This window comes from Paenibacillus sp. MAEPY2 (assembly GCF_000499205.1).
GTDB lineage: Bacteria > Bacillota > Bacilli > Paenibacillales > Paenibacillaceae > Paenibacillus > Paenibacillus vandeheii.
In genome coordinates this window covers 200,123-214,935 of sequence record NZ_AWUK01000038.1, presented here as the reverse complement: position 1 = coordinate 214,935, position 14,813 = coordinate 200,123, and the positions used below count along the sequence as shown (strand labels likewise).

At 47.6% G+C, this 14,813-nt stretch carries 9 protein-coding genes and 1 pseudogene; 2 read left to right on the top strand and 8 right to left on the bottom strand.

Features of this window, described 5'->3' with window-relative positions; translation table 11 throughout:
• Nucleotides 1-132: 132 nt before the first annotated feature.
• The 3 genes from P364_RS0128125 to P364_RS0128115 all read right to left on the bottom strand — a co-directional run bounded on the left by P364_RS0128125 (nucleotide 133) and on the right by P364_RS0128115 (nucleotide 4,612).
• A complete protein-coding gene (locus P364_RS0128125; RefSeq protein WP_236642111.1) occupies nucleotides 133-900 on the bottom strand; it encodes an alpha/beta hydrolase in 768 nt (255 codons plus the stop codon).
• Nucleotides 901-957: 57 nt separating this feature from the next.
• On the bottom strand, nucleotides 958-2,172 hold the full coding sequence (locus P364_RS35675) for an SGNH/GDSL hydrolase family protein (RefSeq protein WP_024633362.1): 1,215 nt from the start codon (nucleotides 2,170-2,172) through the stop codon (nucleotides 958-960).
• Nucleotides 2,173-2,365: 193 nt separating this feature from the next.
• Entirely contained in the window at nucleotides 2,366-4,612 is a 2,247-nt protein-coding gene (locus tag P364_RS0128115; RefSeq protein WP_024633361.1) for a glycoside hydrolase family 95 protein, read from the bottom strand.
• A gap of 290 nt (nucleotides 4,613-4,902) precedes the next feature.
• On the opposite strand from P364_RS0128115, the gene P364_RS0128110 reads away from it, so the two are divergent.
• Both P364_RS0128110 and P364_RS35670 read left to right on the top strand, forming a co-directional pair.
• A complete protein-coding gene (locus P364_RS0128110) occupies nucleotides 4,903-5,997 on the top strand; it encodes a glycosyl hydrolase family 8 (protein ID WP_052016809.1) in 1,095 nt (364 codons plus the stop codon).
• A gap of 139 nt (nucleotides 5,998-6,136) precedes the next feature.
• A pseudogene (locus tag P364_RS35670) lies at nucleotides 6,137-6,566 on the top strand (phenolic acid decarboxylase).
• Nucleotides 6,567-6,706: 140 nt separating this feature from the next.
• On the opposite strand, the gene P364_RS0128100 reads toward P364_RS35670, so the two are convergent.
• From P364_RS0128100 to P364_RS0128075, 5 genes are all read right to left on the bottom strand, one after another.
• Nucleotides 6,707-8,533, bottom strand: a complete 1,827-nt coding sequence (locus tag P364_RS0128100) for a beta-L-arabinofuranosidase domain-containing protein (protein WP_024633359.1) — start codon at nucleotides 8,531-8,533, stop codon at nucleotides 6,707-6,709.
• 25 nt (nucleotides 8,534-8,558) lie between these two features.
• Nucleotides 8,559-10,205: an ABC transporter substrate-binding protein gene (locus P364_RS0128095; RefSeq protein WP_024633358.1), complete on the bottom strand. Its 1,647-nt coding sequence runs from the start codon at nucleotides 10,203-10,205 to the stop codon at nucleotides 8,559-8,561.
• A gap of 35 nt (nucleotides 10,206-10,240) precedes the next feature.
• Nucleotides 10,241-11,170 (bottom strand): carbohydrate ABC transporter permease, encoded by a 930-nt coding sequence (locus P364_RS0128090; protein ID WP_024633357.1) that lies wholly within the window; start codon nucleotides 11,168-11,170, stop codon nucleotides 10,241-10,243.
• Nucleotides 11,171-11,204: 34 nt separating this feature from the next.
• A complete protein-coding gene (locus P364_RS0128085; protein WP_173405253.1) occupies nucleotides 11,205-12,176 on the bottom strand; it encodes an ABC transporter permease in 972 nt (323 codons plus the stop codon).
• Nucleotides 12,177-12,328: 152 nt separating this feature from the next.
• Complete coding sequence (locus P364_RS0128075; protein WP_024633355.1) at nucleotides 12,329-14,650, bottom strand: helix-turn-helix domain-containing protein; 2,322 nt, start codon at nucleotides 14,648-14,650, stop codon at nucleotides 12,329-12,331.
• Between the last annotated feature and the right edge of the window lie 163 nt (nucleotides 14,651-14,813).

Below are 14,813 nucleotides of genomic sequence, written 5' to 3'. Positions count from 1 at the left end.
ATGGCAAAACCTAATCAGGATTCGGATCACCTGATCCCCCGAATGATCAGACAACAAAAAAACGGTTTGACAGGATAGAGTCTAACCGTTTAAATCAGGTTTCACTAAGTTAAGTGATCCAAGAGATCTAAATCAAATTTTAAAAAGCAATTGGGAGAATTGATACAGTCCATTCTTCCATACTGGCCAATCATGCCCACCTTGTTCCTCATTCCAAATATGAGAAATGCCGTGCTGAGCCAAATAAGCATGCATTTGATCACTGATATGTTTGAGGTTATCCTGATCTCCACAGGAAAGCCAAAGGTTTCTCACAAGCCCGGTAATCTCACTCGGATTAGGGATGAGCACTTCCGGAGCACGCGTGTTTGGGGCAGCGGAAAAGGCTCCAATCCATGCAAATCGATCGAGATTACTCCATCCGATATTTAAGGATTGACCACCGCCCATCGATAAACCGGCAATCGCGCGGTTTTCCCGATTGATCCACACCGGGTAATTCTCTTCAATATAAGGAATTAAATCGTCAAGCAGGTCGGATTCAAATCTCTCGAACGCTTGAATTTTATCCGGATCAAACAGATCCCCCTCTGCTCGATCATTCGGCATCGCGCGGCCATTGGGGAAAACGACAATCATCGGCTCAAGCTTGCCATCGTCGTACAGATTATCGAGAATGACCTGAGGAGTGCCATGATTGTACCACTCAGTTTCATCCCCGCCTATGCCATGTAAAAGATACAGGACATTATACGTATTATCCGAAGAAAATCCGGGAGGCGTATACACCATTGCTTTGCGCGAATTCCCCACCGTGGTCGAGGGATATTCCACCGTCTCAATGATCCCGCGCGGTATGCCCTCCCTATACTGGTCATATCCTTTTGGTGCTGCGATCATCCTCATTCTCCTCTCCTACACTTGCATCTCAAGCTTCTATTGAGCCAGATGCCATTGTTAATCGACATAACCAAACCCCAATATCGTAAACGATTTGTCTTCATGACCTTCGGCCATTCCAATCTCAATGATGTGCTCGCTGGACTGCTTCTCATCGAACAGGAGCAGCACATGACAATGCGTCCAATTGATTTGATGCGGGTCAGCTTTATGGACCAGCTCCCCGTCCAAACATATATTTGCGGTACCAAACTCATCACTTGCAGAATCCTTGAAAATCAGAATGAGCCGCTTGCTCCGCAGAATCATCTTGAAGCTGCCAGCTTGACTCCCGCTCTCTCTAGAATACATCCAGTTATTAGGAAAATGAGCCGTGCCGTATGGATCATCATCCATCTCAGCCATTTGCAGATCCGTATCCGTTTCTCCAAAACCTCCCACATCGATGCGGGCGACGCTCTCGCCATTCAGTCGGTCCAGCAGCTTCACATCGACAAATGCATTTCCGATTAGTGGTGGTTTATTAATCATATCCTTTCCATGATCCAGGTCAGAACGATCCGTTACCTCAAACAGCCAGCCCAGACAGTCGGCCATGATGAGATGCCCGGCATTGGTCGGATGATAGATGTCATGGAAGTATTGCTCTTTGGAGATGAGTCTTCCTTCCTCAGAGGGAAGTTGAAACTGTTCTACAACCGCATCTTTCACACTTACCATCGGGAGGTTGTAGTGCCAACCTACAGGTGCCAGCTGATCCTGCAGATTCCAGTCGTTCTTAAATACGCTGAATAGCAGAATGACAGCAGGATCATTGTCAGCTCTTAGCGCTTGCAGCACAAGGCTTTCATAACATGTTCCTTCGGTTTCATCATCGGCATCGTTCACGGCGAACTCCACAATGACTATATCTGGCTTGACCTCCCCTTCTCTAAGTACATCCCGATGATAGCGGATTACACCAAGCTCGGAAGGTGTTCCGCCTAACCCGGCCTTAATAAAACGTAGTGAGCTGTTACTTGTTGGAGCGAACATTTTCTTGAAAAGGTGAAAGGATTGATATGCATAACAATTCATATGAATCGGTTCAGCCCCGGCACCTTGAGTAATCGAGCCACCGATGTATGCAATCGTTACATGCTCACCGCGTTTTGTTTTCTCGATAGCCTTCTTCAGTCTGACATTATGACCTTTATGCAGCAGCGATTTTGCAATTAGATTACGATAAGCTTGCGACTCGAAGTTCAAGGATGTCTCACTCATGTCCTGCATGAAAAATCATCCCTTCCCGGATAAATGAGAGTAACATCGTATGCTAACAGATGTCTTTTATACTTTATTAACTTAAAGTCTAACGCTCGCACGTAAAGCAGACAACCTGTTAAATGCTATGTCTTTACCTGACAAAGTATAGTTTGTATTCCAATACCCAGCCTTCTGGCAGCCAATTTTGAATGTCAATCCGTCAGGTGAAAGTATAGGACTGTCCAGCCTCTGCATTAAAGGAAATGGGCTTGAGACCAGGGCCTTGCAACTGACAAACACCAGTGTTTGTACTTTTTACGGTTACTGTAGTCACCTCCCCCATCTTCCAGGAGAAATCGAGTGTATATCCGCCTCGGGCTCTGAGGCCTCTAACACTCCCTTCATGCCACTGGACAGGTACAGCAGGCAGAAGCCGAATCACGTCAGTGTGACTCTGAAGTAACATCTCGGCAATTCCCGATGCTCCACCAAAGTTGCCGTCAATCTGAAACGGTGGGTGATTGTCAAAAAGATTAGGCAACGTTGAGTGCTCCAACAGAGCTCTGACATTTTCGTAAGCCATCTCTCCATCCTCAAGGCGTGCCCAGAAGTGAATGATCCAGGCACGGCTCCAGCCCGTGTGTCCACCGCCATTTTCCAACCTGCGCTCAAGCGTGATTCGTGCAGCCTTCGCCAATTCCGGCGTATGTGCTGGAGTGAAACATTCTCCAGGATACAGCCCGAATAGATGCGAGATGTGTCGATGGCCTGGTTCCACTTCTTCATAATCCTCCATCCACTCCTGAATTTGGCCGTTCTTGCCGATCTGCGGCTTCGGGATTCGCTTCAGGGCATCAGCGAGTTCTTTCCTGAATGAATGGTCTCTTCCAATCATCTCGGCACTGCGAATACAAGCGTTGAACAGTGCTTCGATGATCTGAAAATCCATTGAAGCCCCAGCGCAAAGCACCCCAATCTCGCCACTAGGCAGCTTATAGCTGTTCTCAGGAGAGACGGATGGACAAGTAATCAGACGGCCTTCTGCATCCTCGATCAGATAGTCCAGGAGAAATTCGGCCGATTCCTTCATGGTTTCATAGGCCTGTTCCAAAAAAATGCGATTCTGACTATAGCGATAATGCTCCCACAAATGCAAGCATAACCAAGCAGCTCCCATCGGCCAGAACGAAGCTGGAAGATAGGTATCCTGAGGCGCTGTGTCTGCCCAAATATCCGTATTGTGATGTGCCGTAAACCCTCGGCAATCATACATAACCCGTGCCGTGATTCGGCCCGGCTCCCGCATTCTCTCAATCAGATCGAACAATGGCTCGTGACACTCTGCAAGATTGCAGTTTTCGGCCAGCCAGTAATTCATTTGTGCATTAATGTTGATCGTAAATTTACTATCCCACGGAGGTGTAAAACTGTCATTCCATATCCCTTGAAGATTTGCAGGCAAAGAGCCTGGTCGGCTGGAGGAAATGAGCAGATAACGGCCATACTGAAAATAGGTCTCTATCAATCCCGGGTCCTCTGATCCCTTTTGGAATTCTTCTAATCTTTTGTCAGTTGGAAGTTCATTACGATCAGAGCTCTTTGTCAGATCCAATGCTACTCTGTTGTAGAGTTCACCATAATCCGTTGTGTGCCTTTCAAGCAGCGTATCATAAGGAATCCTGCCAAGCTCTTCCAGGAGAAGTTTACAGTGTGACTCCGGATCTTCCTGACGGAAAGTCGTTCCCGCAGCAAGCATCAGTGTGACCGAGGTCGCGCCCTCCACCAGCAGGTACTCGCCCAGAAGGCGGCAGGAACCCTCTTTTGGTACCGCTTTCATAACAGCAGCAAAAGAACTACCCTCTTTACCACCGCATTCACCAAGCATGATCAGGCCGCTCTGGTCCCACTTCTTTGTTTTTTCCATGTACCTCCAATTCTGTCGGTTGAATCGGGCTTTTATCGATACTGCATTCTTTGTATCTGCGGAGATTCGAAGTATGATGGCCTGATCCGGGTGGCTGGCAAACAGCTCACGTGAATAACGGATGCTGTTGACCTGATAGCTTACCCTTGAAACGCCCCGTTCCAAATCAAGCTCACGTACATAATCCTCGACAGGACCATCATGATGGCTTAACGATAACTGCAGTTCCCCAAGTGGCACATAATGTCGCTGCGCCTCTGGAAGTCCCGCCATCGTCATGGAAGCAATCTCTTCAGCCTCCCGAAGTTTCCCTTCCATAATGAACTTGCGGATACGAGGCAGATTAGGGAGTGCATCTTCATTGTTACGATCACGAGCTCCACCGTACCACATGGAATCCTCATTCAACTGCAAGCGTTCCTCGGCTACGCCTCCAAATATCATTGCACCAAGGCGACCATTTCCAATTGGCAGAGCCTCGTTCCACACCTTGGCAGGTTTGCTGTACCACATGCGTTGATGATTCTGATTTGCTTCTGTCATTGTGTTCCTCCCATATTCATATTCGATACAACTTTTAGGGCTATAATTCATTTTAACATTCAAATATGGAAAGAAAATGACGTAATCCAGCCAATCAGTACTCTTTCATGATATGTATATTTTTCTTCATGCCAATAGCTCGGGCCAAAATACTGTAATTTTATAAGTGAATGCTTTAATTTGATAAGTAGCCCGCATGATATACTTTAGCAAGTATGATTGACTAAAAGGAGGCAACGAATTTGACTCACACTATTGAAGGCGCTTACACTACCTCTGAATACAGAAATATGTTTTTGGAACTCGGTTATACGGATGAGGAAATCAAGGCAAGAATCAAGGACACTTGGACCGAACTGTTCTACGGTGACCCGGATACACGCATCTATCACCCCATGGGTGAGGACAAAGGATACATCCTTGACACTGGCAATCTTGATGTGCGTTCCGAAGGCATGTCTTACGGCATGATGATGGCTGTGCAAATGAACAAAAAAGAAGAGTTCGATCGACTCTGGAATTTCTCGAAAACATTCATGCAGCATGCGGAAGGTCGATACAAGGATTATTTTGCATGGCATTGCAAACCTGATGGCACGCGAATATCGCAAGGCCCAGCACCGGACGGAGAAGAATTTTTTGCAATGGCCCTTTTCTTTGCCTCCAACCGCTGGGGAGATGGACCCCCGCCATATGATTATGCAGAGCAAGCGAGAACAGTATTACATGCATGCCTGCATCAAGGAGAACATGGCGAAGGCGATCCGATGTGGGACCCGGAAACGAAATTAATCAAGTTCATACCGGAATCACCGTTTAGCGACCCCTCCTATCATCTGCCCCATTTTTATGAACTGTTCGCAAAATACGCAGATGAGTGCGATCAAGCTTTTTGGAAAAAGGCTGCGGCAACCAGCCGGGCGTATCTGCACAAAGCCTGTCACCCGGTGACCGGACTCTCACCCGAGTACGCCAATTTTGACGGCACACCCGCACCGCCACAACGTCATGGAGATTTCAGACACTTTTACAGTGATGCTTACCGGGTTGCGGCCAATATAGCCCTCGACTGGGAATGGTTCCGTAAGGATCACTGGCAAGTGGAGCAGTCCAATCGCATACAGACTTTTTTCAGTGAAATTGAAGTATCTGATTATCGTCGCTATACCATTGAAGGTGAGCCTTTCGACGAGCCATCGCTGCATCCGGTTGGGCTCCTCGCTACCAATGCCATGGCTTCTCTGGCAGCAGACGGTCCACATGCAAGCCAGTTCGTGCACCAGTTTTGGAACACGCCGCTGCGCAAAGGTGTGCGCCGATACTATGACAACTGTCTTTATTTCTTTAGTCTGCTGGCTTTGAGCGGCAACTATCGTATCTATTAATATAGATTTCAGGGCCATATTTCCGCCTATTTCAAGCCGTAAACGTAAACTGTCTACAGGATTGAGATAGGTGGGTCACTCCCCTCAACGCCATTGAAATTCTGACGGGACAAAAGCCGAAAACGGCTGGGAATACGAAATCTACATCAAAAACGATCATACCATTGATTATCGCATTCACAGCGGGATGGTTGCAGGACGTTGGGTGCGGGATCAGGAAGTCAACATTGTGAAATTAACCGAGGGTGTCTACAAAGTATCATGGACCGAGCCGACTGGGAACAGATGTTTCCCTTAATTTTATGCCGCGCGAGAAGCGGATGCACGGGATTATTTTTTTCCCGAAATGGGTTCATGAGCATCCGGAAATTACCGTCTGCTACCAGAACGACTATATCGATCTCATGATCGAGTCACGCGAAAAGTATGAAACATATCCTAAATACGTCGTTCCCAAATTTGCCGATATCACATTTATGGAAAATGCCGGGATCGACAATCAGAAGCTTATTTCCATCGCGCCTTATCCCGGTATGACCGACGATATTCGTGCCGGAAAACTGAAATAGACGCTTCATTGCAACATAAAATTTCAATATATCTAACCCAAAACGTTCCCGCTCGCATCGTATTCCTGCGAATCGGGAACGTTTTGGGGTATGCAAATCCAGGCAACCAATGTCACTTTTCTGCCCTCACCCTATTCTCTTCAAGGACAAGTTGTCCCTTCTTGCTCATAAGCCGCGCTGCCCACCTCGGCCATTGAGAATCGTTGGACACCAGGAGAATCATTTTTCAAATCCAGATAGACCGAGTACTGTTCTTCCTCCACGCGAAACAGCGGGATGAATTTCACTTGATTCCCCTGCTCACTCTCTGCGGCGAATGCCAGTTGTTCCTGGGGAAGTCTGACGATTTTCTCATGCAGATTGCCCTCGGTAATTCCCTTCAATATTGTGTATTCCCCCAGTTGTGCAAGCAGAATACTGCCATACATTACCGCTGCCATGCTGTCCGAGCCTTGCAGTGGGACCAGATGCAGCTCGGCAGCGATTGCGATCTCGATTATATCCCGATCATGAAATTCGTGCTGAATGACGATGTACCCGTTGTTATGTTCCAGTTCCACCGGCACCGAGTTGATCTTCACCGCTTTGACAGACTTTGCTTTCAGGAGCAATGCTAGTGTCACGGGTATGAGCGTCTCAATCACCAGGGTGGACGTAAACCCATCAGGAAAACGGGTATGCTGCACAATGCTGGTGTGCTCGCTCCATTCCACCGTTGACGATATGAATGCATTCAACAGCAGCATGTTTTCGCTTTTGAACCAGATATTTTTCTGCAGCTCGCTCATCGCCTCGATTCCGGAAGCCGTACAGCACCAGAAGGAATCATTCGCGCTGCTGAAGGCTTTGGTTGCACCGCTCCCCATTGGCTGATGATATTGCGATAGCCCCGTTTGGCTGCTCGCGCTGTTCAGAATCGCGTTATATTTCAATGATTCCATATGATCCAGATATTCAACTGCTCCTGACCATGACAGCAATCTCTCCAGTATTCGCTCTGTGTTGTGCGCGCAGCAGCTCTCGCTCTCTCCACCTGTCAACGCATCCTCCAGTCTTCCGAATCCTCCCCAGTGTTCCGACTTTTCGGAAACTCCACCTTCAACAGGAGCTGCAGCCTTTGAGCTGCTATTGCCGTTTGCAAATGTTCTCCCCTTCAAGCATTCGTAAAAATGTAAGGCTGCCGCTCTGTATTGCTCCTCGCCAATAATATCATGACGGTGCATGGCCGCTATGATCATGGGGAGATGAGTGTTGGCGTGCAAATCTGCAAGTACATCCTGACCCTTGGCAAGGCGACCTACAAAATAGTCTCTGTCGAACAGCTGGGCAAGCTCCAGTATTTCGGCACTTCCTGTGAGATTATAGAGTGAGTACAGCGCATCTCCCATGCCTCCGAACTCATTAGCCGGGTTCAGCCGTGTGCAGCGGAGAATACCATCGATTTTCCAAAAGGAGAGCTTTGTGAACCGCCCATGAATATAGAGGGCCAGGTTCACAGCAATCTTCAGTGCCTTCGAGTTGCTCAGGTAAACATGGCAATCGATAAGTCCCTGCATAATTTTGTGCAGAGTATAATACGGGGCCCATACTTTCCGATTCTCCTCGCTTTCCAGCAGATCGAGCTGATCCTCACCAAATGCACTCACATATCCGTTGGGCTGAGCACAGGATTCCATGATGTCCACAATCTCGCTGGCTTTGCTGTGAAGCACCTGATCCTGATCGGCAAAGGCGTATTTGGCACAAGCCGAAAGGAAATGTCCAGCGAAATGTCCCCTAAGGCCGCAATCCTCAGCTTCCCAACCCCCAAGCGGCTCGGTATGAGAAGCTATTCCCGCATTATGTTTGAATGTATGCATAAGCCGGTTAACATCAAATGAAGCAAGGTACGATTTGATGTATTGCCGGCGGGTAGCAAATTCATTTCTATTTAACCTCACTTCATTCAATCCAAAATTGGCAAACAATATCGGTCACCTCCATTCCCGCTCTTTATTTAGAAATGGATGAAGAATCATACGAAGACTGCATGATTTCCAGATAACGCTTGATGTTCAGGCCCTCCAGCCCTTTCACGTAATCATCCCAATCCTTATCCAGACTCTTCGCTCCTGTAATGAATTGCAGCGCATTCTGGTCAATATAATCCTTGAGATTTGTCTGCATCATGCTTGTTTCATCGGCGCTTGCCGGATCCACCCATAGCGCCCAATGCGGAAACACTTCATCGGGTTCTTTGCCTTCCATCAACAGCGTTGCCTCATAAAGTCGTCGCTCATATCCGTCACCTGCGTAGATGTCCTTGCCCTGAACTTCGGCATCACGGTATGCCCTGTGGTGATTGTACTGACTCAGCGCACCCCAGCTGTCATTGCGTGGCTCTGCTCCTGTTGGGAGTGGAATTGCTTTGTAGAGTGGCTGCACTTGATCATTCAGGGCCACTTCCCCTTCTTGCGGCTTGCGCCAGCTTGTGCCCTCCTCACCAAGATATGCACTCATGGCTCCTTCTTCTGTGTAGAGATAATCCAGCATTTGAATGGCTGCAATCTGCGTTTCTTCGCTTGCCTTGTTCGTCAGCACAAACGACGCCCCAGGATCAATCGGATAGTTGTAGGTTGCATAGCTGGCATGCGGTCCTTGCAGTGGAGGAATCGCGTTATAGTCCTTGCCATAAGGCGAGCCCTCATCGGTATTCACAAAAAGGGCCGGGTGCATGGCTGCACCTGCGCCTAACAGTTGTGCATCAGCATTATCACCGATTTTCTTGAATGCGCCCGAATTCTGTGTAAAGGCACCTGGATCAATCAGACCTGCTTCGTAGAGGGATTGGATATAGGCAAGTCCCTCCTTCCATTCCGATTTATTGGCAGCAGTGTCTACCTTGCCATCCTTAACGAGAAGATACGTTCTGTCGTCGTCATAAATGAAGGCATTCATCAGATACGGAATAATGTGCACGCCAAAATTTTCAATGGAGCCGCTAAGCGGTACTTCGTCCGCCTTGCCATTCCCGTTGGGGTCCTTTGTTTTGAACGCCTCAAGCACCCCTTTGAAGTCCTCCAAGGTTTTGGGCTCAGCTAATCCAAGCTGCTTCAGCCATTTTGTATTGAGCCACATCTTGTTAGGATAGGAGCAGTGGAAGCATTCATTCAAGCCCGTCAGACCATAGATATTGCCATCAGGAGCCGTGTTAATCGCTTTATAATATTCGTTGCTGTCCAGCACCTTTTTAATATTCGGAGCATATTTGTCGATCAGATCGTTGAGTGGCACGATGACACCTTGCTGGCCGAATTTCAACAAGTCCGTTTGCGAAAATCGATCTACCCATGGAATGAGCAGGTACAGATCGGGATAGTCTCCCGAAGCCAACGAGATTTGTCTCTTCTCCGATGCTCCGTCAAACGGAACTGTCGTCCAATTAAAATGGATGTTGAACTTGTCTTCCATCTTTTTGGTGAATTTATTGGTTTGAAGATTCGTATCCGAACCTTGATGTGCAAATACATTAATAGAAACTTTATTGCCGGAGGTACCCTCCCCCTTCAATCCGTTGCCTCGTTCGGTGGATGAACATCCCGTGAGCGCCACGCCAAGAAGAAGCAGGCAGGCAAATATGATGGACCCTGGTTTTCTCAAAAAAAATCCTCTCCTTTACTGATGATTGTAAAACGTCAGCCTTTGACCGAGCCAATCAGCATGCCCTGCACAAAATAGCGCTGAACGAAGGGATAGATAACCAGCACCGGCAAGCTGGCCATGACGATTAACGAGAATTTCATTAACTCCGCCATTTGCTGCTGCTTCAACATTTCCCCCGCGTCCATGTTTCCGGTACCATTGTTCAAAATGAGGATGCTCCGCAAAATTAGCTGCAACGGATAAAGCGATTGCGATTTTAAGTAAATCAATGCATCGAAGTACGCATTCCACTGCCCGACTGCATACATCAGCGATAACACCGCAACGATTGGCTTCGCCAGAGGCAGAATGACGCTGAAAATAAAACGGATATCACTGCATCCGTCAATGTCGGCTGCTTCGGACAGTTCCTCTGGAATGGAATTTTGAAAGAACGTGCGCGCTATGATGACCTGCCACACCCAGATGGCATTGGGGATCAGCAGCGCCCAGCGGGTATCGATCAATCCCAGTGTTTTGACTACGAGATAAGTTGGGATCAATCCGCCGGAGAAGAGCATGGTGAACGTGATGAACATCATCAGTGGGCTGCGTCCGACAAAGGTTTTTTTGGAAAGCGGGTAAGCGATCATGATCGTCAGCGCTACGCTGATCAGCGTGCCGCTTACGGTGTAAAACAAGGAATTGGCATATCCGGTAATGACCTGATCGTTCTGCAATACCGCCTTGTATCCATCCAGCGTCAAGTCAACCGGCCACAGCCAGACTTTCCCGGAAGAGACAGCGGCTGGACTGCTTAGGGAAGAGCTAACGATATAGATTAGCGGGTAAAGCACGGCAATTAAAATGACAATCAGAGCGATGTAGATGATGGTCATGAATATTCGGTCCCCAAAGGACTCCCTGATCGTGGGTTTCCCTTTATTCGTCGAACGGCGTAAGTATGTCTGTAACTCGCTCATCAGATGAACTTCCTCCCTTCTGAGGCCTAGTGCACTACCACAGGCTTGTATTGGACAATCGCTTCGCGGCTGCGTTCACGGTCAGCAGCAGGATCAGGTTAATCAGGGAATTAAACAGGCCAACCGCCGTTGCAAAGCTGTAATTGGCGTTCAGCAGCCCCATTTTGTACACGTAGGTAGAAATTATTTCAGAAGCCGACAAATTCAACGGATTTTGGAGCAAATAAATTTTCTCAAATCCGACCGCCATGATGTTGCCAACGCTCAGGATCAGAATGATCACTGCCGCAGGCAGTATGCCAGGCAGATCAACGTTCAATATTTTTTGGAAACGGCTTGCGCCGTCGACTTTAGCCGCTTCATACAGCGAAGGGTCGATGCCAGCCAACGCTGCCAAATAAATCACTGCGGAGTATCCCATGCTTTGCCACACGTCGGAGAACACATATAAAGACCGGAACAATCCCGGCTCTCCCAGGAAATTCACCGCTTCCAACCCCAGAGCGCCCAGAATCGTATTAACGATGCCAAGCCGGGGAGAAAGAAATAACATGATTATGGATACCATAACCACGGTCGAAATAAAGTAGGGAGCGTAGGTAACCATCTGAACGGTTTTCTTGAACGTTGCGCTCTTGACTTCGTTCAGTGCCAGCGCCAGCAAAATGGGCACCGGAAAGCCGACAATTAACTGATAGAAGGAAATATACAGCGTGTTTTTGATCAGGGTGGCGAAGGCGGGATTTTGGAAAAGCAATTCAAAATACTTGGTGCCTACCCACGGGCTGCCCCATACCCCCTTGATAACGTTGTAATCCTTGAATGCCAGGACCGCATTAGCCATCGGAACATACTTGAAAATGATGAAGTAAGCGACCGGTGGAAGGATTAGCAGATAGAGCTGCCAATGCCTCCGCAGACTTCTGGATACGGCTCGCTTGACAGCCGAGCGTCTGCTCTGCCTTGTTGCCGAAGCCACATTAGATATTGTCGTTCTCAGATTCATCCCCCCATGCGGTGGCCAGTAAGACTTTTTGGCAGACCGCTTTTTTTGGATAACGCATTTTTGATAGCGCTTTCTTGTTGGTAATCATAAGAGCGCTTCCCCGATTGCGTAAAGGTACACTTTATCGAATGAGGTACGAATCACGTACGACTTCATTTCATTTGATCTTCCATCTGCCGAAATGCACTTGGCAAGATGCCCCTAACGCGTTTGAAGGCTCTTCGGAACGAATGTGCGCTATTATATCCGGTTGTCTGTGCAATCTCATCAATCGTCTGCTGGCTCTCAAGCAGCAACTCAGCTGCTTTGCTGATTCGCACCACCTCTACATAGTCGGAAAGGTTCTCTCCGGTATGCTCCTTGAATAATTGGGAGATATATTTTTCCGGTTTGCCCATTTGTTCCGCAATCCGGTACACCGTCAGGTTCGCATCGGTATAATGCTTCTGGATGTAAGCCATTGTTTCATTGACAATTTCCGCATGCATGTTGGATTTTTTACGTTGCACGTTCTGGCAGACCTCTTCCGCCAGCTGATGGAACTTGTCCCGCAATACGGCAACACTGTCCGTGACCTGAATCCCAGTGATCCGATTCTTGAACTCCTCGACAAGCGCTTCATCCAGCATGATCTTAGGCTCCAGCTTTAGAAATGTTCCCCTTAATTCCATTATAAATTGCTGTGTCATATCGTACGACAGCTCTTGCTCTGCGAAGTTTCGGCTAAACAGTTGATCCAAGTTACGCTTGGATTCTTCCATCTCTCCCGCCTTAAGCGTATTTATCAGCCGCTGCTCGGACTCCATCGGATAGTAGTACAATTCGGTTTCCTTTACAGCGTTTTCGAATTTTACTAATTGGTCCGCCCCGATGTGAATGGCATATTCGAGCGCTTGTCTGGCCTCGTTGAACGAACGGCCAACGTCATTCCATACATCATATGAAGAACCGATACCGATGGTCGTCGATACCCGGTAGTCCTGATACACAGAATCCATCAGTTTCATCAATTGGGCTTCACATGTGAGCAAGGTTTGATCCAAAGCTTCATCCCTGAGCGGTAGCACAAAAGCAATCTGATCCGTTCCCCACTCCGTTATCAAAACATCCGCATTCCATGTCGTCAGCGCTTCACGCACGATTAGCCTCGCAACACTTAATTCTTGAATAATTTCTTCGCTATCCGGGCTGCCATAGCCATCCACTCTCATAATCCCCACAACCCCACGACTGGTATGAAGCGAAATGTCTGTCTGGGAAGAGATCGCCTCCAACTCACGGGTTGTATAAAACTCACCGTTCAACAAACGCTTGATGAACCCGTCTCGCAGCATCGGGAGCTGCTCATTCAAGGCATTTTTGAGAAGATGGTTGTTCGTAATAAGACTCGTAATATTGCTGGCCAAGAAATCGTACTCATTACTTATTTTTCCCGGTAGTCCGATATTCTGATCCCGAAACACGAACAAAAGCTTATGAATCGGCGCACTGTTGCGGTAAGCCAGTAAAAGTCCAATGATTAGTCCGAAACCAAGTGTGGCTAACGTGAAGGTAAAGGTAACCTGCTTGATCTGGTCTGCTTTTATCATTAACGCCCGTTCGGGAATGCCAGCCATGTAATTCCAGCCATTTTGATCAGAGCGAATGGAAATCAGCAGACGACCGTCTCCCATAGGCTGCACTTCACGATCCTTGGCAGCAGGAATATCCTTCAGTTGCTTTGCCTCACTTGTACTCATGCCACGCGAAAAAATGATGTTCCCATTGGCGTCTGTTACCAGTGTCCACCCTCCATATTGCTCCACAATATGTTGAGTCAGGCTCGCCATCTGATTCTCATCAATCATGACACCGATGGTAGCCTGAGGTTTGTTGAAGCTGTTTAAAGGAAGCGATTGAAGAAACGTAATGGCCGGAGCGTCCACAAGCAGATTACTGCGAATCTCCTGCTTGTAGTTCCGAAGGGGAATAATCTCGTTTAAATGTGGCTTTTTCAAAATGTTTTCTTTCCATTCTTCGAACGTCATGCCTTCCAGCGCATTGGTGGCGTAATAATGCTCAGGTCGGTAGTAAACGGTGGTAGGCGTGATGATGACATTATAATTCGGAATATATATGAAGAAATGAGACAAATAATCATTGGTGCTGCTGTACATAGACAGGCTGCGCTGCATACGGCCCAAACCATAAACATTATTAGCATCGAGCGGCTTGGGATCAGCAATTAAACGGTACAACTCCTGGTTAATCGCTAACTGCCTTGTGAAATCCTCGACCTGCATGAGATTTCGTTCAATAATTTCCTTGCCCAGGTTGAGCGATTTCAGACTGTTTTCAATGGAGCTTGTCCTCGCTGCTTCAATGGATGCCCTATAGGAGGCATATCCGGCAATTTGAGGAATCATCAGAATAATGAGATAAGAAACCATAAATCTGCGGAATAACGGCGTGAATTTGAACCATAGACGCTGCATTTGTACCTCCTTTTTGGTAAACGTTTACAAAATTGATTTGTTTCATAATACACCTTTCATTTGTGTGTGGTGAAGGTACACCTTAATCTTTTTGGTACAAATACTTGAAATTTTTGTACTAAACCACTAGCGGTTAATAGAGGACTACTTCTGAACACCAAAA

Coding starts and splice junctions, on each gene's coding strand:
- P364_RS0128090 (WP_024633357.1), bottom strand. CDS start 11,170: ATGAGCGAGTTACAGACATACTTACGCCGTTCGACGAATAAAGGGAAA.
- P364_RS0128110 (WP_052016809.1), top strand. CDS start 4,903: ATGTTTTTGGAACTCGGTTATACGGATGAGGAAATCAAGGCAAGAATC.
- P364_RS0128125 (WP_236642111.1), bottom strand. CDS start 900: ATGATCGCAGCACCAAAAGGATATGACCAGTATAGGGAGGGCATACCG.
- P364_RS0128075 (WP_024633355.1), bottom strand. CDS start 14,650: ATGCAGCGTCTATGGTTCAAATTCACGCCGTTATTCCGCAGATTTATG.
- P364_RS35675 (WP_024633362.1), bottom strand. CDS start 2,172: ATGCAGGACATGAGTGAGACATCCTTGAACTTCGAGTCGCAAGCTTAT.
- P364_RS0128115 (WP_024633361.1), bottom strand. CDS start 4,612: ATGACAGAAGCAAATCAGAATCATCAACGCATGTGGTACAGCAAACCT.
- P364_RS0128085 (WP_173405253.1), bottom strand. CDS start 12,176: ATGAATCTGAGAACGACAATATCTAATGTGGCTTCGGCAACAAGGCAG.